This window comes from Pseudoxanthomonas spadix BD-a59, from assembly GCF_000233915.3.
Classification (GTDB): domain Bacteria; phylum Pseudomonadota; class Gammaproteobacteria; order Xanthomonadales; family Xanthomonadaceae; genus Pseudoxanthomonas_A; species Pseudoxanthomonas_A spadix.
In genome coordinates, this window is sequence record NC_016147.2 from 257,719 (window position 1) to 275,934 (window position 18,216).

The 18,216-nt window shown below is 66.6% G+C and carries 13 protein-coding genes; 5 read left to right on the forward strand and 8 right to left on the reverse strand.

Annotation, left to right across the window (positions count from 1 at the left end):
• Positions 1-43: 43 nt before the first annotated feature.
• The 5 genes from DSC_RS01125 to DSC_RS01145 are packed head-to-tail and all read right to left on the reverse strand — an operon-like array spanning position 44 to position 6,483.
• On the reverse strand, positions 44-952 hold the full coding sequence (locus DSC_RS01125) for a hydroxymethylglutaryl-CoA lyase (RefSeq protein WP_014159267.1): 909 nt from the start codon (positions 950-952) through the stop codon (positions 44-46).
• Positions 949-2,925 carry an acetyl-CoA carboxylase biotin carboxylase subunit gene (locus DSC_RS01130; RefSeq protein ID WP_014159268.1) on the reverse strand — a complete coding sequence of 659 codons (1,977 nt, stop codon included), beginning with the start codon at positions 2,923-2,925 and terminating at the stop codon, positions 949-951. Before DSC_RS01130 ends, DSC_RS01125 begins: the two co-directional genes overlap by 4 nt.
• Positions 2,926-3,705 (reverse strand): enoyl-CoA hydratase/isomerase family protein, encoded by a 780-nt coding sequence (locus DSC_RS01135; RefSeq protein WP_014159269.1) that lies wholly within the window; start codon positions 3,703-3,705, stop codon positions 2,926-2,928.
• A 5-nt stretch (positions 3,706-3,710) separates the two neighbouring features.
• Positions 3,711-5,318: a carboxyl transferase domain-containing protein gene (locus DSC_RS01140; RefSeq protein ID WP_014159270.1), complete on the reverse strand. Its 1,608-nt coding sequence runs from the start codon at positions 5,316-5,318 to the stop codon at positions 3,711-3,713.
• A 1-nt stretch (position 5,319) separates the two neighbouring features.
• The gene (locus tag DSC_RS01145) at positions 5,320-6,483 is read right to left on the reverse strand and encodes an isovaleryl-CoA dehydrogenase (protein ID WP_014159271.1); all 1,164 of its coding nucleotides are present in this window, start codon (positions 6,481-6,483) and stop codon (positions 5,320-5,322) included.
• Between the two features lie 132 nt (positions 6,484-6,615).
• On the opposite strand from DSC_RS01145, the gene DSC_RS01150 reads away from it, so the two are divergent.
• Positions 6,616-7,236: a TetR/AcrR family transcriptional regulator gene (locus DSC_RS01150; RefSeq protein ID WP_014159272.1), complete on the forward strand. Its 621-nt coding sequence runs from the start codon at positions 6,616-6,618 to the stop codon at positions 7,234-7,236.
• 124 nt (positions 7,237-7,360) lie between these two features.
• Here DSC_RS01150 and DSC_RS01155 read toward each other — a convergent pair whose 3' ends face one another.
• Together DSC_RS01155 and DSC_RS01160 are read right to left on the reverse strand one after the other, a co-directional pair.
• The gene (locus tag DSC_RS01155) at positions 7,361-7,693 is read right to left on the reverse strand and encodes a hypothetical protein (RefSeq protein WP_014159274.1); all 333 of its coding nucleotides are present in this window, start codon (positions 7,691-7,693) and stop codon (positions 7,361-7,363) included.
• A gap of 98 nt (positions 7,694-7,791) precedes the next feature.
• The gene (locus tag DSC_RS01160; RefSeq protein ID WP_014159275.1) at positions 7,792-8,673 is read right to left on the reverse strand and encodes a hypothetical protein; all 882 of its coding nucleotides are present in this window, start codon (positions 8,671-8,673) and stop codon (positions 7,792-7,794) included.
• Positions 8,674-9,077: 404 nt separating this feature from the next.
• Between DSC_RS01160 and aceE the strand changes: the two genes are divergently transcribed.
• From aceE to DSC_RS01180, 4 genes are all read left to right on the forward strand, one after another.
• Positions 9,078-11,771 (forward strand): pyruvate dehydrogenase (acetyl-transferring), homodimeric type, encoded by a 2,694-nt coding sequence (gene aceE, locus DSC_RS01165; RefSeq protein ID WP_043290291.1) that lies wholly within the window; start codon positions 9,078-9,080, stop codon positions 11,769-11,771.
• Positions 11,772-12,294: 523 nt separating this feature from the next.
• Entirely contained in the window at positions 12,295-13,680 is a 1,386-nt protein-coding gene (gene ltrA / locus DSC_RS01170; RefSeq protein WP_043290292.1) for a group II intron reverse transcriptase/maturase, read from the forward strand.
• Between the two features lie 233 nt (positions 13,681-13,913).
• On the forward strand, positions 13,914-15,104 hold the full coding sequence (locus DSC_RS01175) for an ATP-binding protein (RefSeq protein WP_083833427.1): 1,191 nt from the start codon (positions 13,914-13,916) through the stop codon (positions 15,102-15,104).
• A 261-nt stretch (positions 15,105-15,365) separates the two neighbouring features.
• Complete coding sequence (locus tag DSC_RS01180) at positions 15,366-16,442, forward strand: MBL fold metallo-hydrolase (protein ID WP_043290293.1); 1,077 nt, start codon at positions 15,366-15,368, stop codon at positions 16,440-16,442.
• A 79-nt stretch (positions 16,443-16,521) separates the two neighbouring features.
• Here the strand turns inward: DSC_RS01180 and DSC_RS01185 are convergent, their stop codons facing one another.
• On the reverse strand, positions 16,522-18,153 hold the full coding sequence (locus tag DSC_RS01185; RefSeq protein WP_014159280.1) for a 3-(methylthio)propionyl-CoA ligase: 1,632 nt from the start codon (positions 18,151-18,153) through the stop codon (positions 16,522-16,524).
• Between the last annotated feature and the right edge of the window lie 63 nt (positions 18,154-18,216).

Sequence of the window (18,216 nt, forward strand, 5' to 3'; positions counted from 1 at the left end):
CCGGCTTTTTCCACCGATCAGCAAGTGCGTAATCGCCGGCACGTCAGGCAAGCAACGCCTGACCGGCCTTGGAGCGGGTCGGGCGGCCCAGGACATCGCTGATGAACCGGCCCGCCTGCGCCAGTGCCTGCAGATCGATGCCGGTTTCGATGCCCAGGCCGTGCAGCAGGTAGGTCAGGTCTTCGCTGGCCAGGTTGCCCGAGGCGCCGGCCGCGTAGGGGCAGCCGCCCAGCCCGGCCACCGAGCTGTCGAATACCGCCACGCCATGCTGCAGCGAGGCCAGCACATTGGCCAGCGCCTGGCCATAGGTGTCGTGGTAATGGCCGGCCAGGCGCGAGACCTCCACGTGCCGGCTCACCGCCTCGAGCATGCGCCGGGTCTTGAGCGGGGTGCCCACGCCGATGGTGTCGCCCAGCGAGATCTCGTGGCAGCCCATCTCGAACAGCGCGCCGGCCACCGCGGCCACCGCCTCCGGGGTCACTTCGCCCTGGTACGGGCAGCCGAGCACGCACGACACATAGCCGCGCACCGGGATGCCGGCGCGCCGGGCGGCTTCCAGCACCGCCTCGAAGCGCACCAGGCCCTGGGCGATGGAGCAGTTGATGTTCTTCTGCGAGAACGCCTCGGAGGCCGAACCGAACACGGCCACTTCCTGCGCCCCGGCCGCCAGCGCTGCCTCGAACCCCTGCAGGTTGGGCGTCAGCGCCGAATAGGTCACCCCCGGCAGGCGCGGCACCGCGCGCATCACCGCGTCGTGGTCGGCCATCTGCGGCACCCAGCGCGGCGAGACGAAGGCGGTGGCCTCGATGTGGCGCAGCCCCGCCTCGGCCAGGCGCTGGATCAAGGCCAGCTTGGTCGCGGTCGGGATGACCGTGCTTTCGTTCTGCAGGCCATCGCGCGGGCCCACTTCGACCACCTTGACCCGCGTGGGCAGGGACCAGGTCGCGCTCATGGCGCGGCCTGGAAATCGATCAGCTCCATCCCGGCCTGGACCTGCGCGCCCTCGTCGTGCAGGAAGGCCAGGACGATCCCCTTGAACGGCGCGCTCAGGGTGTACTCCATCTTCATCGCCTCCATCACCAGCAGCGGTGTGCCCTGCTCCACGGTCGCGCCGGGTTGCACCAGCAGCGTAATGATCCGCCCGGGCATCGGCGCCAGCAGGCCGGCCTGGTGATCTTGCGCATCCTCGGGCGGGGTCAGCGGCCGCTGCGGCTTGAGCCGGGTGTGGCCCTGGGCGGTGAACACATGCAGGTCCTGGCCTTGCGCGAACACTTCGGCCGTCAGCACGTGGCCGGCGATGTCCAGCTGCAGCCGTCCCGCCTGCGGCGGCTGGACCAGGCGCACCGGCTGTCCATCCAGGCTCCATGCCTGCGCGCCTTGATACTCGAGCGCGATCTCCCGCGTGCCGGCGGGATGGACGAAGCCGAGCGTGCGCCGGGCGCTGCCGTTGAGGCGCCAGCCATCGCCCAGGTCCCACGGCGAGGGCGGCCGGCTGGCATCGGGCGCTTCGGCCAGCACGGTCCAGATCGCGGCGGCATGCAGCGCGTCCTGCGGCGGCGCGGCGGCGGCGGGCAGCAGCGCGGCGCTTTCGCGTTCGATCAGGCCGGTGTCCACCTGGCCGGCGACGAACGCCGGATGCCCCACCAGCCGCTGCAGGAACTCGACGTTGCTGGCCACCCCCACGATGCGCAGCTCGGCCAGCGCGCGCTGCATGCGGGCGATGGCCTGCGGCCGCGATGGGCCATGGACGATCAGCTTGGCGATCATCGGGTCGTAGTACGGGCTGATCTGGTCACCCTGTTCGACGCCGGTATCCAGGCGCACCTGATGCTCCTGCTGGCGCGGCGCGACGAACACCGACAGGGTGCCGATCGAAGGCAGGAAGCCGGCAGCCGGGTCTTCGGCATACAGCCTGGCCTCGATCGCATGGCCGTCCAGTGCGACCGCCTCCTGCGTCAGCGGCAGCGGCTGGCCGGCGGCAATGCGCAGCTGCCATTCCACCAGGTCCAGGCCGGTGACCAGCTCGGTGACCGGATGCTCCACCTGCAAGCGGGTGTTCATTTCCATGAAGTAGAACGCGCCGTCCTGGCCGACGATGAACTCCACCGTGCCGGCGCCCACGTAACCCACCGCCCGCGCCGCGTCGCAGGCCACCTGGCCCATCTGCGCGCGCCTGGCGGCGGTCATGCCGGGCGCGGGCGCTTCCTCGACCACCTTCTGGTGGCGGCGCTGGGACGAGCAATCGCGCTCGTTGAGATGGATCACCTGGCCGCTGGCGTCGGCGAACACCTGGACTTCGATATGGCGCGGTTGCTGCAGGTATCGCTCGAGCAGCACGGTGTCATCGCCGAAGCTGGCGGCCGATTCGCGCTTGCACGAGGCCAGCGCCGCGGCAAAGTCGCCGGCCTGGGTCACTACGCGCATGCCCTTGCCGCCGCCACCGGCCGAGGCCTTGATCAGCACCGGATAACCAATCGCCTCGGCCTGGGCCTGCAGCTGCGCCGGGTCCTGGTCGGCGCCGTGGTAGCCGGGCACCAAGGGCACGCCGGCGCGCTGCATGATGGCCTTGGCCTGGGACTTGGACCCCATGGCCTGGATCGCGCCCACCGGGGGGCCGATGAAGACGATGCCGGCGGCCTGGCAGGCCGCAGCAAAGCCTGCGTTCTCCGAGAGGAAGCCATAGCCGGGGTGGATGGCCTGGGCACCGCTGCGGGCGGCGATCTCCAGGATCGCCTCGGCCTTGAGATAGCTGTCCACCGCCGGCGCCGGGCCCAGCCGCCAGGCTTCATCGGCCAGGCGCACGTGGCGTGCGTGCGCATCGGCATCCGAGTACACCGCCACGGTGGCGATGCCCAGGCGCCGGCAGGTGGCGATGATCCTGCAGGCGATCTCGCCACGGTTGGCGATGAGGATCTTTTCGAACATCTACAGGCTCCAGGACGGGGCGCGTTTGTCGAAGAAGGCGGCGATGCCTTCGCGCGCATCCTGGCTGGCACGCGCCTGGGCGATGGCCTGGCAGGTCAGGGCGATCAGGCGCGCATCGATCGGCTGGCCGGCCACGTCCGCAACCAGGTGCTTGATCGCCGCGGCCGCCGTCGGCGCACCGGCCAGCAGCGCCGAGGCGATCTGATCCACCCGCGCATCCAGTGCATCGGCCGGCACCACCTCATGCACCAGTCCAAGCGCACGGGCTGCCTCGGCGTCGAAACGCTCGCCGGTCAGGAAGTAGCGCTGCGCCGCGCGCGCGCCGATGGCGCCGATGACGTACGGGCTGATGGTGGCCGGGACCAGGCCCAGGCGCACTTCGGTGGTACCGAACACCGCCGAGGTCTCGGCGATGGCGATGTCGCACGCGGCCACCAGCCCGGTGCCGCCGGCCAGCGCCGCGCCCTGCACGCGGGCCACGGTCGGCTTGGCCAGCGTGGCCAGGGTGCGCAGCATTTCGGCCAGGGCGCCGGCATCGCGCAGGTTGTCGTCGAAATCGTGGTCGGCCATGCGCCGCATCCATGCCAGGTCGCCGCCGGCGCAGAAGCTGCGCCCGCGCCCGGCCAGCACGACCACGCGCACCGCCGGGTCCTGCTCGACCTGCCGCAGCGCGCCTGTCAGCGCCTGGATCAGGTCCTCATCGAAGGCGTTGTGCCGCTGCGGGCGGTTGAGCCAGAGCGTGGCGATTCCGCGGTCGGCGGTGATCTCGACATCGGCCATGGCGGTCACATCCTGAACAGGCCGAAGCGGGTCGCCTGGCGCGGCCCATGCGCGGCGGCGGACAGGCCCAGCGCGACCAGCCTGCGGGTCTGGACCGGGTCGACGATGCCATCGTCCCACAGCCGCGCGGTGGCGTAGTACGGGTTGCCCTGGTGTTCGAACTGGGCGCGGATGGGCTGCTTGAAGTCCTCTTCTTCCTGCGCGCTCCACGTGCCGCCGCGTGCCTGGATGCCGTCGCGCCTGACCGTGGCCAGCACCGCGGCGGCCTGCTCGCCGCCCATCACCGAGATGCGCGCATTGGGCCAGCTCCACAGAAAGCGCGGCGAATAGGCCCGGCCGCACATGCCGTAGTTGCCCGCGCCGAACGAGCCGCCAATCAGCACGGTGAGCTTGGGCACCTGCGCGGTGGACACGGCGGTGACCAGCTTGGCGCCGTCCTTGGCGATGCCGCCGTGCTCGTACTGCTTGCCGACCATGAAGCCGCTGATGTTCTGCAGGAACAGCAGCGGAATCTGCCGCTGCGCACACAGCGCGATGAAGTGCGCGCCCTTGAGCGCGCTTTCGGAAAACATCACCCCGTTGTTGGCGATCACCCCCACCGGTTGTCCGTGCAGGTGGGCAAAGCCGGTCACCAGCGTGGTGCCGTAGCGGGTCTTGAACTCGTCCAGGCGCGAGCCATCCACCATCCGCGCGATCAGCTCGCGCACCTCGTAGGGCTTGCGCGTATCGCACGGGACGATGCCGTAAAGCTCCTGCGGGTCATAGCACGGTGCCTCAGGTGTCATGGCATCGGGATGCGCCGACGGCGCCTGGCCCAGGTTGGCCACGATCTGGCGCAGGATCGCGATCGCGTGCGCATCATGTTCGGCGTAGTAATCGGCCACGCCGGAAATGCGCGTGTGCACGTCGGCCCCGCCCAGCTCTTCGGCGCCCACCACTTCGCCGGTGGCGGCCTTGACCAGCGGCGGGCCGCCCAGAAAGATGGTGCCCTGGTCCCTGACGATCACCGTCTGCTCGCACATCGCCGGCACGTAGGCGCCACCGGCGGTGCACGAACCCATCACGCAGGCGATCTGCGGGATGCCCAGCGCCGACAGGTTGGCCTGGTTGTAGAAGATCCGGCCGAAGTGATCGCGATCGGGAAACACCTCGTCCTGCAGCGGCAGGTAGGCGCCGCCCGAATCCACCAGGTACAGGCAGGGCAGATGGTTGTGCAGGGCCACCTCCTGCGCGCGCAGGTGTTTCTTGACCGTCATCGGATAGTAGGTGCCGCCCTTGACGGTGGCATCGTTGGCCACGATCACGCAGGCGCGGCCGTGGATGCGGCCGATGCCGGCGACCACGCCGCCGGCCGGCACCTGGCCTTCGTACATGTCGTGGGTGGCCAGCGGGGACAGTTCGAGGAAGGCCGAGCCCGGATCGACCAGCAGATCGATCCGCTCGCGCACCAGCAGCTTGCCGCGCGCCACATGCTTGCTGCGCGCCGCCTCGCTGCCGCCGCGCATGACCGCCTCGGTGGTCTGGCGCAGCTGGTCCACCAGCTGTTGCATGGCCTGGGCATTGGCGCAGAACTCCGGCGTGCCGGTGCGGATCCTGGAGACGATCGCCCCCACGTCAGAGCGCCTCGTTGAACAGTTCCCGCCCGATCAGCATGCGCCGGATCTCCGAGGTGCCCGCGCCGATCTCATAGAGTTTGGCGTCGCGCCACAGCCGCCCGGTGGGATATTCATTGATGTAGCCGTTGCCGCCCAGCGCCTGGATCGCCTGACCAGCCAGCCAGGTGGCCTTTTCGGCCGAGTACAGGATGGCGCCGGCGGCATCCTTGCGCGTGGTCTGGCCACGGTCGCAGGACTTGGCCACCGCGTACACGTAGGCCTTGCAGGCGTTCAGGCCGACGTACATGTCGGCCAGCTTGGCCTGCATCAGCTGGAACTGCCCGATCGGCCGGCCAAACTGCTTGCGGTCGTGCACGTAGGGCACCACCACGTCCAGACACGCGGCCATGATCCCCAGCGGGCCGCCGGACAGCACCACGCGCTCGTAGTCCAGCCCGGACATCAGCACCTTGACCCCGCCGCCGACGCTGCCCAGCACGTTCTCCTCCGGAACCTCGCAGTCGGCAAAGACCAGCTCGCAGGTGTTGGAGCCGCGCATGCCCAGCTTGTCCAGCTTCTGCGCTGTGGAAAATCCCTTGAAGTCCTTCTCCACGATGAAGGCGGTGATGCCCCTGGAGCCGGCGCTGGCATCGGTCTTGGCGTAGATGATCAGGGTGTCGGCGTCGGGCCCGTTGGTGATCCACATCTTGTTGCCGTTGAGCACGTAGCGGTCGCCGCGCTTGTCGGCGCGCAGCTTCATGCCCACCACGTCCGAGCCGGCGCCCGGTTCGGACATGGCCAACGCGCCGATGTGCTCGCCGCTGACCAGCCGCGGCAGGTAGCGCTGCTTCTGCGCCACCGTACCGTTCTTGCTGAGCTGGTTGACGCACAGGTTGGAGTGGGCGCCGTAGGACAGGCCGATCGCCGAACAGGCCCGCGAAACCTCTTCCATCGCCACCACGTGCGCCAGATAGCCCATGTTGCTGCCGCCGTAGGCCTCCTCCACGGTCAGTCCCAGCAGTCCCATCGCTCCGAGCTTGGGCCACAGCGCATTGGGGAAGCGGTTGTCCTGCTCGGCCTGCTCGGCCAGCGGGGCAATTTCGCCCTGCGCGAAATCGTGCGTGGCCTCGCGCAACGCGTCGATGTCATCGCCGAGGCCGAAATCCAGGTGCTTGAAGTGCATGCCGGTGGCGCTCCCGTCGGCCCCGTCTGCAGGGGTTGATCGCGCGCATGCTACGGCCGGACCATTTGGAAGTGAACCAATATTCAAAAATCTGAGGTAGATTCATACCATCGTCGTAGAGGCGCGCAGACCATGGCATACCGGCGCTCTGCGCTGATGGAAGAGCGGTTGGCCGGAAACCGGGTCCGGATCACCAAGGCCGCCCGGCAGTTGGTGGCGCAGGGCGGGTTCCGCGGCGCGTCGATCGCCGCGGTGGCCAAGGCGGCGGGCCTGTCCACCGGCGCGATCTACCGCTATTTCCCGTCCAGGGCTGCGCTGTTCGTGGAAGTGCTTGAAGAAGCGGTGCGGCGCGAGTGCGAACTGCTCACCGCCATCACCGGCGGTGCCGGCTCGGCCGAGCAACGGCTGTGCGCGGCGGTGGAATCGTTCACCCGGCGCGCGGTCGAGGGCCCCAACCTGGCCTATGCCTTCATCGCCGAGCCGGCCGATCCGCAGGTCGAAGCCGCGCGCCTGCTGGCCCGCGAGGCGTTCAGCGACATCTTCAAGCGCCTGCTGCGCAGGGGCGTGGCCTCCGGCGAGTTTCCCAGGCAGTCGGTCGAGGTGAGCGCCGCGTGCATCGTCGGCGCCTTCACCGAGGCGCTCGCCCATCCGGCGCCCAGGGCGATCCGGCGCATGGACAGTGGCAAGCGGATCGAGGCGATCGTCGAATTCTGTCGCCGCGCCGTGCTGGGGCGGCCGCGCGCCACGGGCTGAGCCTGCGGCCGGAAACACTCGCGCCGCGCGGCGTGTGCGGTGTCGAGGTCGCGCTGCGCCGGTCCACCCACAACGACCGCGAGTGGCAAGGCGTGGCCCGGCGCTCAGGCCGGGCGCTCGGGCCCTACTTGGCCGGTACCCGCTGAAACTCGTCGCTGCCGGTATTCAGGTGGCCGCTGGCCTGGTCGATGGCAAAGTTCACCGTCTCCCCGTCGTTGCTCACCTGCAGCACGCCATCCTTGTAGATGGCCGGGTAGTTCTCGGTCTCCGGCTTGCGGCTGAAGAACTTCGGGGTGGTGCTGCGGACCATGAACGACTCGCCGTTGCGCTCGATATCCATCGTCTCCTCCTGCGCCTGCACGTTGACCCAGTGGCCCACGAACGCCTCGCCCTTGGTCCTGGCGCAGCCGGCCACCAGCATCGTCGCGGCCAGCGCGATCCCCATCCACTTGATCATTGTCGTTCTCCGGTTTCGAAACTGGGGCGAGGATGGCGGCTGGGGGATGTACGCAGGGTCAAGGGCGTTTCCGGGAAATAAACAGCTCAGCCAGGGCGTTAGCGATACGGCCCCGGTCCCTTCCACACCAGCTGGCCCTGCTTGTAGACCTGCAGCATGGTGATGATCTCGCGCGAGTCGCCGATGCCCTGCATCTGCGGGTCGCCCGGATCAAGCGCGCGGCATTTGCCGGAGCCGTGCCTGAGCACGATGTCCAGGGTGCAGACCATGTAGTAGCGGGTGCCAGGCAGGGGGATGAAGAATTCCTTCATGCCCTGGGCCATCCAGGCGCGCACCTTCTCTTCGGCGCGCGGTTCGTAATAGGCGTGGTAGCCGCCGATCTCCAGGCTGGGGCCGCTGGCGCCCAGGTCGCGCTGGTTGCCACGATCGGTGGCGAGGCTGTCGGCCAGGCCATCGTCCATGGCCGTGTCGCGCTCCAGCAGGCCGGGCGGGCGGCCCCAGGTGGCGGCGCGCCCGGGGCTGGGCGGCGGGTTGGCCGGCGCCTGCGCCTGCTGCGGCGTGCGCCGGGACTGGCTGGGCATCGACCAGCTGTCGTCGGCGGTGGTGGTGGGGATGTCGGCCTTCTGGTCGGGCACCGGGTCGGCCGGTCGCGGGACCAGGCTGGTCTGCAGCGGCGTGGTCGCCGGCTTGCGCTGGGCGAGGGGCTTGCTGGGCGCGACACGGGCCGGCGGGGCGGGCGTGGGCGGCGGACTGGGCGGGGCGTTGCTGGCCGGGTCGGTGCTCTTGCCGATGAACTCCATCTTCATCCGCCCGCCGCTGGCCGCGCCCTGCGGGGTGGTGAAGGTGGGCTTGGGGTCGTGCAGCAGGGCCAGCAGCATCAGCACGTGCAGCAGCGCGCTGAGCAGCGCCGCGATCCATGGCTGCAGGCGCTCGCTCCTGGGGTCGGCCTGGGGTCCGAGATGCGGCGACGCCTCGTTCATGCCACCAGCGCTGCGTCAGGGGTGCGGACCTTCATGTGGGGATGGACAGCGTGCAGCCGGTGGGGTGGGACATCGTAGCGCGGGCGCGCGTGGCCTCACGTGTCGGTGGCGCGCGTCAGGTGGCAAAAACCCGTGGAGGTGCGCCGGCGCCACCACGCCGGTGACGAACGGTCGATCCAGGTGCAACCAGAACCCGGCGCCTGACACTTTTGCGTCACACGAAGTCCAGCAAGGACGCGAGTTGGAAGGCGACTGGACGAAAATTCGTCAGAAAGGCGCGTCGTCGTCGTCTGTATCCATGGTCGAACCGACGCCCGCCACCTGCCTGCCTTACAATCGCCTGCCCAAGACACACACACCGGCTGCCGCGCCAGCGTCGCGGCGCATCAGGCGAGGAGACGGCGATGAACTGGTTGAACGAGGTGCTGCAGAGTGATCCGGATCCGGCAGAGACCCAGGAGTGGATCGAAGCGCTCAAGGCGGTCATCGACACCGAAGGCCCGCAGCGGGCGCATCAGTTGCTGGAAGACCTGGTCGAGCTGACCCGCCGTTCCGGCGCCTACCTGCCGTTCTCGCCTACCACCGAGTACGTCAACACCATCGCCCCGGCGCTGGAGGCCAAGTCGCCCGGCGACAGCGCGATGGAGTGGAAGATCCGTTCGATCATCCGCTGGAATGCCATGGCGATGGTGGTGCGTGCCAACCGCAAGCCCGGCGACCTGGGCGGCCATATCGCTTCCTTCGCCTCGGCCGCCACGCTGTATGACGTGGGCTTCAACCACTTCTGGCGCGCCCCGTCGGACAGGCATCCTGGCGACCTGCTCTACATCCAGGGCCACAGCGCCCCGGGCATCTACGCCCGCGCCTTCCTCGAGGGGCGTATCAGCGAGAACCAGCTGGACAACTTCCGCATGGAAGTGGACGGCAAGGGCATCTCGTCCTATCCGCACCCGTGGCTGATGCCGGACTTCTGGCAGACCCCGACCGTGTCGATGGGCCTGGGGCCGCTCAGTGCGATCTACCAGGCGCAGTTCATGAAATACCTGGAGCATCGCGGCCTGATCGAGAAGTCCGACCGCAAGGTGTGGTGCTTCGTCGGCGATGGCGAGACCGACGAGCCGGAGACCCTGGGCGCCATTGCCCTGGCCGGCCGTGAAGGACTGGACAACCTGATCTTCGTGGTCAACTGCAACCTGCAGCGCCTGGACGGCCCGGTGCGCGGCAACGGCAAGATCATCCAGGAACTGGAAGGCGTGTTCCGCGGCGGCGGCTGGAACGTCATCAAGCTGCTGTGGGGCTCGTACTGGGATCCGCTCCTGGCCCGCGACACCGACGGCATCCTGCGCAAGCTGATGATGGAAACCGTCGATGGCGAATACCAGAACTGCAAGGCCTTCGGCGGCGCCTACACGCGGGCCAATTTCTTCGGCAAGTATCCGGAGACCGCCGCCATGGTCGCCAACCTGTCCGATGACGACATCTGGCGCCTCAACCGCGGCGGCCATGATCCGCACAAGGTCTACGCCGCCTATGACGTGGCAGTGAAGACCACGGGCATGCCCACCGTGATCCTGGCCAAGACGGTCAAGGGCTACGGCATGGGCAGCGCCGGTGAATCGCTCAACCCGACCCACCAGACCAAGAAGCTCGACGACGATGCGGTGCGCCATTTCCGCGACCGCTTCAACATCCCCCTGAGCGACAAGCAGCTGGCCGAAGCCGAGCAGGTGCCGTTCTACCACCCCGGAGCGGATTCGCCGGAAGTGAAGTACCTGCAGGAACGCCGCGCAGCCCTGGGTGGCTACCTGCCCAAGCGCCGGCGCAAGGCCGACCAGTCCTTTACCGTGCCGGGCCTGGACAAGTACGAGCGCCTGCTCAAGTCCAGCGGCGAGCGCACCTATTCCACCACCATGGCCTTCGTGCAGACGCTCAACATCGCCCTGCGCGACAAGCAACTGGGTCCGCGCATCGTGCCGATCGTGGCCGACGAAGCGCGCACCTTCGGCATGGAAGGCCTGTTCCGGCAGATCGGCATCTATGCCCCGTTCGGCCAGAAGTACAAGCCGGTCGATGCCGACCAGCTGATGTACTACCGCGAGGACCAGTCCGGCCAGGTGCTGCAGCAGGGCATCAGCGAGCCGGGCGCGATCTCCTCGTGGATGGCCGCCGGCACCAGCTACTCGGTGTCCAACGTGCCGATGCTGCCGTTCTACATCTACTACTCGATGTTCGGCTTCCAGCGCGTGGGCGACATCGCTTGGCAGGCCGCCGACATGCGTACCCGCGGCTTCCTGCTGGGCGGCACCGCCGGCCGCACCACGCTCAATGGCGAAGGCCTGCAGCACGAGGACGGCTTCAGCCAGGTCGTCGCCGGCGGCATCCCCAACGTGCGCAGCTACGATCCGACCTTCGGTTACGAGGTCACCGTGATCCTGCAGCACGGCATGAAGTCGATGATGGAAGAGCAGAAGGACGAGTACTACTACCTGACCCTGATGAACGAAAACTACGCACACCCGGACATGCCGGCCGGCGCGGAGGAAGGCATCATCAAGGGCATGTACCTGCTGCAGGATGCCGGCAGGCCCAAGAAGGGCGAACTGCGCGTGCAGCTGCTGGGCAGCGGCACCATCCTGCGCGAGGCCATCGCCGCGGCCGAACTGCTGGACAAGGATTTCGGCGTCACCGCCGACATCTGGTCCTGCCCCAGCTTCAACGAGCTGCGTCGCGACGGCTTCGCCGCCGAGCGCTGGAACCGCATGAACCCCGAGGCCAAGACCCCGCGCAAGGCCTACGTGACCCAGCTGCTGGAAGGCCGCTCTGGGCCAGCGATCGCCGCCACCGACTACGTCCGCGCCTTCGCCGACCAGATCCGCGCCTTCGTCCCCGGCCACTACACCGTGCTGGGCACCGACGGCTTCGGCCGCTCGGATACCCGCGCCAACCTGCGGCGGTTCTTCGAGGTGGACCGGTACTACATCGCCCACGCGGCGATTGCGGCGTTGGCCAAGGAGGGGAAGATGACGGGCAAGGATGTGGCCCGGGCGATCAAGCAGTATCGGATCGATGTGGAGAAGGTGAGTCCGGATGGGGCTTGATGCTGCGAGCTTGAACGAGAAAGGCGGCCAACTGGCCGCCTTTTTTCTGGTGCGCCCGGCACGGGCGCACTCCTGGAGGTGCAAGTCCTCCCGCAAGTTGATCACGACGAGCGAAGCGAAGCGCAACTGCATGAGGGCGACCGAGTGTGGGGAGGAAGCGTGGAGCGCAGCTGCGAGCCGATGAACAAGAACCGGATAGAAGGCGCTGCCGAGCAGGGCGAGCGGGCCAATGACCGCGAAGCTCTCGTGATCAAGGCGAGGTGGCGTAGATCCGGCGGTTGTGCAGCGAAGGAGTGTGTTCTTACCCGGGGAGATGTCGCCTTGCGCCTGACCAGCCCGAAGGGCGCAGGACAGCCGCAGGCTGGTCCTGAGCGTAGCGAAGGATGCGCGCAGCGCACAAAGCCCGACGGCCATGCCGGAGCGAGAAGTCAGCAAAGGCCGTAGTAGTCCGAGTCGGGGGCTGATGAAGCTGAACCAAAAGGACGAAGGGCCGAACGAGAGTGAGTGACCGAGGACACGTGTGATGTCAAAGGCCATGCGTCAGATGCCGCAGCGATGCGGGCGGGCGGGCGTAGCGCGCGGTGAAGCCGCGCGTGATCCTGCCAGCGACGAAGCCAACGGCCCGCCGCGTGAACACCAGGGCACAGGGTCGGCAAGGCCGAAGGCGGGCACCGGTGGCCTGCTGGAAGCGGCGCTGACGAGAGAGAACCTGCAACGGGCGTGGAAGCGGGTCAAAGCCAACAAAGGCTCAGCCGGGGTGGATGGGCTCGGTATCGAGCAAACTGCCGAGTTGCTGCGCACGCGGTGGAGCCAGATCCGCCAGACGCTGCTGGCAGGCCAGTACCGGCCACAGCCGGTACGCAGGGTGATGATTCCCAAGCCGGACGGGAGCCAGCGCGAGCTGGGCATCCCCACGGTGCTGGATCGCCTGATCCAGCAGGCCCTGCTGCAAGTGCTGCAACCGCTGATCGATCCCAGCTTCAGCGACCACAGCCACGGGTTCCGCCCCGGCAGGCGTGCGCACGATGCGGTCAAGGCCGCACGGGCGTACGTGCAGTCGGGCAAGCGCGTGGTGGTGGACGTGGACCTGGCGAAATTCTTCGACCGGGTCAACCACAACATCCTGATCGACCGGCTGAAAAGGCACATCGACGACGCTGGCGTGATCCGGCTGATACGTGCGTACCTGAACGCCGGGATCATGGAGGGCGGGGTGGTGATCGATCGCCACCTGGGCACGCCCCAGGGCGGGCCACTGTCGCCGCTGCTGGCCAACGTGCTGCTGGACGAAGTGGACAAGGCGTTGGAGGCGCGGGGCTACCGCTTCGCGCGCTACGCCGACGACTGCAACGTCTATGTAGGCAGCATCAAGGCGGGCGAGCGGGTGATGGCCTACCTCAGGAAACTGTACACGGGCTTGAAGCTTCAGAACAACGAAGCCAAGAGCGCGGTGGCCAGCGCCTTCGGGCGCAAGTTCCTGGGGTATGCGCTGTGGGTAGCCAAGGGCAAAGAAGTCAAATATGCAGTGGCCAAGAAGGCACTGGACAACTTCAAAGCCCGGATAAGGCAACTCACGCGCCGCTCGGGCGGACGCAGCATGGAGCAAGTGGTGGAAAAGCTCAGGCCCTACCTGCTGGGCTGGAAGGCGTACTTCGGGATGGCGCAAACGCCCAGAGTCTGGCGCGAGCTGGACCAGTGGCTGCGCCACCGATTGCGAGCCATCCGGCTGCGGCAGTGGAAAAGAGGCACGACCATGTACCGCGAACTCTTGGCGATGGGTGCGAAGGAGCGCGTTGCGCGACCAGTGGCGGCCAACAGCCGTCGCTGGTGGCGCAACAGCGCCAAGCTACTGAACAGCGTGCTGACCATCGCCTGGTTCGATCAGATGGGATTGCCCCGACTCTCATGAACCTCAAACTCTCGAACCGCCCGGTGCGGACCCGCATGCCGGGTGGTGTGGCAGGGGTGCAGCCTATGAAGGCTGCCCCCTATGCCGATAACGATGCTATCCAAGTGCTTGCATCCAGCGGGGATCGTTGTTCAGCCACGGCGGCGAAGGGCTGGGCCGGATGCTTGCAAAGCCAAGATATTTTTGATCTTATCCAATCTTATCTATTTTAGATAAATCAACATAAGGTCACTATGGATCCCCGTATCAATCCTTACGCCCCAGGCGCCGGCACACCGCCACCCGAACTCGCGGGTCGTGATGATCTGCTCGAGCGGATAGAGGTTGCCCTGTATCGGATCAGGGCAGGAAAGGCTGCGCGAAGTTTCGTGATGTATGGCTTGCGAGGTGTAGGCAAGACAGTGCTGCTCAACAAGGTTCGACAGGACGCACAGGCTGCTGGAATATATGCCGTCACAGTCGAGGCCCCGGAGAATCGATCGTTGCCGGCGGCTCTCGCTCCAGGGCTCCGCGCGACGCTACTCCGTCTTTCGCGAACCGAGATGGCGAAGGAATACGGCGCTAAGGCGTTGCGTGCGCTAGGGGGCTTCGTCAATGCCTTAAAGGTCAAATACGACGACATTGAGATTGGCATGGACCTCCCGGTCGAAGGGGGGCTTGCAGATAGCGGCGACTTGGACCATGACATGACCGAGTTGATGCTCGCTGTGGGTGAGGCTGCAAGGGAACAGGGAACTGCGGTAGTGATCTTTATCGATGAAATCCAGCATGTCGCTGAAGAGCAGCTAGCTTCCTTGATCATGGCCTTGCACGCCGCGTCCCAAGCGCAACTTCCCATCACCATGGTGGGTGCTGGCCTTCCCCAGCTTCTTGGTCAGATGGGGGATGCGAAGTCGTACGCGGAACGCCTTTTTGAGTTCGCACACGTAGACAAACTAGATGCAAAAAGCGCGGAGGCAGCGGTTGTGCTGCCTGCTTCGCGAGAGAACGTCGACTACGAGAGAGATGCACTTCGGGAGATCGTTTCAAAAACCTCCGGATACCCATACTTCCTGCAGGAATGGGGTAAGCATGCTTGGGATGCTGCCGCTAATTCAACCATTACGGCCGCCGATGCATTGGAAGCGACGGCCCGTGCACTTGCAGAGTTGGATGCGTCGTTCTTTCGCGTCCGCCTAGACCGCCTTACCGCAGCAGAGAAGAAATACATACGTGCGATGGCCGAGCTTGGGCCTGGGCCGCATAGATCGGGAGATATCGCTGCCTGCCTTGGGCGAAAGGTGGAGTCGGTGGCACCCACCCGCAGTAGCCTGATAAGGAAGGGGATGGTTTACGCCCCGAATCATGGTGACACGGCGTTCACAGTTCCATTGTTCGATGAGTATATGCGTCGAGCGATGCCTGACTTCCAGAGGGCGCCTTGAATTACACTTGGATCCGTGGGCATTCCGCGTGCGGCGGCCAACGCAGCGAATGCATCCCGATCTGCAGAGCGCATCTGCCGCGACATCCGGCGGCCCGCCCCCGCTGCGCGATGGGCTGTGCGGAAAGATCGCGCCCCACCAGGGTGCGGGCGCGCCATCGTGCATCGCGCACCCGAGGGCAAGGCGCAGTGCGTGTCACGGCGTTCCAGACAGAAGCTGACGTTGATGTCAGCGCCGATACCAGTCGTTATAGTTGCGTCCATGGCTCAACCCAACGAATCCGCGCTCCATTATCCCCTTGGCGACACCCTGCCGGCATCGGCCGAAACCCTGGAGCTTGCGCCAGGGGTCAGGTGGATCCGCATGACCCTGCCCTTTGCCCTGGATCACATCAATCTCTGGTTGCTGCGTGATCGTCAGGAAGATGCGTACGGCAAGCTCGTCGAGGGCTGGACCGTGGTGGACTGCTGCGTCAACCGCGACCAAGCACGGGCTCAGTGGGAGGCGATCTTCTCGACCCAGCTCGAAGGCCTTCCGGTACTGCGCGTCATCGTCACCCACATGCATCCCGACCATATCGGCCTGGCCGGCTGGCTCTGCCAGCACTGGAAGGCGCCGTTGTGGATCAGCGCCACCGACTACAACTTCGCCCGCGTGGCCATGCAGGGCCGGGAAGGCTTCGGCGATGAAGCCGATGCGGACTTCTACAGCCTGCATGGGCAACACGACCAGACCTTCCTCAACCACGTGCGTGGCCGCGGCAGCTATTATTCTTCGCTGGTCGCCAGCATCCCCGGGACCTACCACCGCATCCTCGACGGGACGGTGATCACCATCAATGGCCGCAGCTGGCACTGCATTGCAGGCTATGGCCACGCCCCCGAGCACATGGCCCTGCACTGCCCCGAGCTTGGCGTGCTGATCAGCGGCGACATGGTCCTGCCCCGCATCTCCACCAACGTCAGCGTCCACGCCTCCGAGCCCGAAGCCAATCCGCTGCAGCTGTTCCTGGATTCGCTGCAGCGCTACTTCGCCCTGCCGCAGGACACCTACGTGCTGCCCTCGCACGGCAAGCCCTTCACCGGCCTGCACCAGCGCGTCCAGCAACTGCTTGACCACCACCAGGAACGCCTGGACGACATCATGCAGGCCGTGCAGACCCGGGTCCTGAGCGCGGCGGACATCCTGCCGATCCTGTTCAAGCGCCAGCTCGACCCCCACCAGATGACCTTTGCCATGGGCGAAGCGCTGGCCCACCTGCACTACCTCTGGTACAGCCGGCAACTGCAGCGCAGGCGCGATGACCAGGGTGTGCTGCGCTTTGGGCTGCCCGGCTGACGGGGGGCAGACCGTTCGGGGCGGATGACAAGAAAGGGCACCTTGAGGGTGCCCTTTACAGCCCGGTCAACACCGTGTTTCAGGCGGTCGGCAGCTTGTGATCGGCGAACATCTGGCGCAGCTTGAGCTTGTAGAGCTTGCCGGTGGCGGTGTGCGGCAACTCATCGACGAAGACCACGTCATCGGGCGTCTGCCAGTTGGGGATCTTGCCCTTGAAGAAGGCCAGCAACTCCTCGCGGGTCACCTTTGCCCCGGGCTTCTTGACCACCACCATCAGCGGCCGCTCGTCCCACTTGGGATGGTGCGCGGCAATCGCGGCGGCCTGTTGCACCGCCGGGTGTGCCATCAGCACGTTCTCCAGCTCGATCGAGCTGATCCACTCACCCCCGGACTTGATCACGTCCTTGGAGCGGTCGACCACCTGCATGTAGCCATCGGCATCGATGGTGGCCACGTCCCCGGTGGGGAACCAGCCCTGGTGCAGCGGCGACTTGTCGACGTTGAAGTAGCTGTCGATGACCCAGTGGCCACGCACCTCCAGATCACCCGAGGCAATGCCGTTCCAGGGCTGCGGGTCGCCTTCGGCGTCGACGATGCGCATGTCGACGCCGAACACCGCCCGGCCCTGCTTCTCCAGGATCTTCTGCCCGGCTTCCAGCGGTAGGTTGGCGTGCTTGCCCTTGAGGCGGCAGATCGTGCCAATCGGCGACAGTTCGGTCATGCCCCAGGCGTGGACCACCTCGACGTTGTAGTCATTCTCGAAGGTGCGCAGCATGGACGGCGGGCAGGCTGAGCCGCCGATGATCGTGGTCCTGAAGGAGCTGAACCTGAGGTTGTTGGCCTGCACGTGATTGAGCAGCCCCTGCCAGATCGTGGGCACGCCCGCCGATATGGTGACCTGCTCCTGCTCCATCAGCTCGTAGAGCGAAGGCCCATCGAGGTGATGGCCCGGCATCACCAGCTTGCAACCGACCAGGGCAGCCGAGTACGGCACGCCCCAGGCGTTGACGTGGAACATCGGCACCACCGGCAGCATGGTATCGGTGGCCTTCAGGCACATCGAATCCGGCAGCGCCGAGGCATAGGCGTGCAGCACCGTCGAGCGGTGCGAATAGACCGCGCCCTTGGGGTTGCCGGTCGTGCCGGAGGTGTAGCAAATGCTGGCCGCAGTGTTCTCGTCAAACGTGGGCCAGCTGTAGTGGCCGTCTTCGGCCTCGATCAGCTCTTCGTAGCAGAGCAGGTTGTCCAGGACATGCTCGCGCGGCATGTTGTCGCGACCGCACATGAGCACCACATGCTTGAGCGCAGGCAGGGTGGGGGCCAGCTTCTCGACCAAGGGCAGAATGTTGAGGTCCACGAACAGGATCTTGTCCTGGGCATCGTTGATGATCCAGGCCACCTGCTGCGGGAACAGGCGCGGGTTGATGGTGTGGCAGACCAGCTCCGAGCCGGAGACCGCGTAGTAGATCTCCAGGTGGCGGTAGCCGTTCCAGGCCAGGGTGCCGACGCGGTCGCCGGGCTCGCAGCCCAGCCGCTGGAGCGCCTGGGCCAGCTTGCGCGAACGCAGCTCCACCTCGGCCCAGCTGGTGCGGTGCATGTCCCCCTCGACCCGCTTGGACACGATCTCGGTATCCCCGTGATGCCGCGCTGCATGGATGAGCAGCGAAGAAATCGACAGGGGCATCTGCATCATCTGACCCATCAGGCTCATGAACCACCTCCGGAAATAGCGCAGGACAAAGGCTCTGGACGCGCCGAGCTTTTTGAAAGATGA

What these genes read in the sequence shown, in the direction of transcription:
- DSC_RS01125 (WP_014159267.1), bottom strand. Translation starts at nt 952, where the DNA reads ATGAGCGCGACCTGGTCCCTGCCCACGCGGGTCAAGGTGGTCGAAGTG.
- DSC_RS01130 (WP_014159268.1), bottom strand. Translation starts at nt 2,925, where the DNA reads ATGTTCGAAAAGATCCTCATCGCCAACCGTGGCGAGATCGCCTGCAGG.
- DSC_RS01135 (WP_014159269.1), bottom strand. Translation starts at nt 3,705, where the DNA reads ATGGCCGATGTCGAGATCACCGCCGACCGCGGAATCGCCACGCTCTGG.
- DSC_RS01145 (WP_014159271.1), bottom strand. Translation starts at nt 6,483, where the DNA reads ATGCACTTCAAGCACCTGGATTTCGGCCTCGGCGATGACATCGACGCG.
- DSC_RS01150 (WP_014159272.1), top strand. Translation starts at nt 6,616, where the DNA reads ATGGCATACCGGCGCTCTGCGCTGATGGAAGAGCGGTTGGCCGGAAAC.
- DSC_RS01155 (WP_014159274.1), bottom strand. Translation starts at nt 7,693, where the DNA reads ATGATCAAGTGGATGGGGATCGCGCTGGCCGCGACGATGCTGGTGGCC.
- DSC_RS01160 (WP_014159275.1), bottom strand. Translation starts at nt 8,673, where the DNA reads ATGAACGAGGCGTCGCCGCATCTCGGACCCCAGGCCGACCCCAGGAGC.
- aceE (WP_043290291.1), top strand. Translation starts at nt 9,078, where the DNA reads ATGAACTGGTTGAACGAGGTGCTGCAGAGTGATCCGGATCCGGCAGAG.
- ltrA (WP_043290292.1), top strand. Translation starts at nt 12,295, where the DNA reads ATGTCAAAGGCCATGCGTCAGATGCCGCAGCGATGCGGGCGGGCGGGC.
- DSC_RS01175 (WP_083833427.1), top strand. Translation starts at nt 13,914, where the DNA reads ATGGATCCCCGTATCAATCCTTACGCCCCAGGCGCCGGCACACCGCCA.
- DSC_RS01180 (WP_043290293.1), top strand. Translation starts at nt 15,366, where the DNA reads ATGGCTCAACCCAACGAATCCGCGCTCCATTATCCCCTTGGCGACACC.
- DSC_RS01185 (WP_014159280.1), bottom strand. Translation starts at nt 18,153, where the DNA reads ATGAGCCTGATGGGTCAGATGATGCAGATGCCCCTGTCGATTTCTTCG.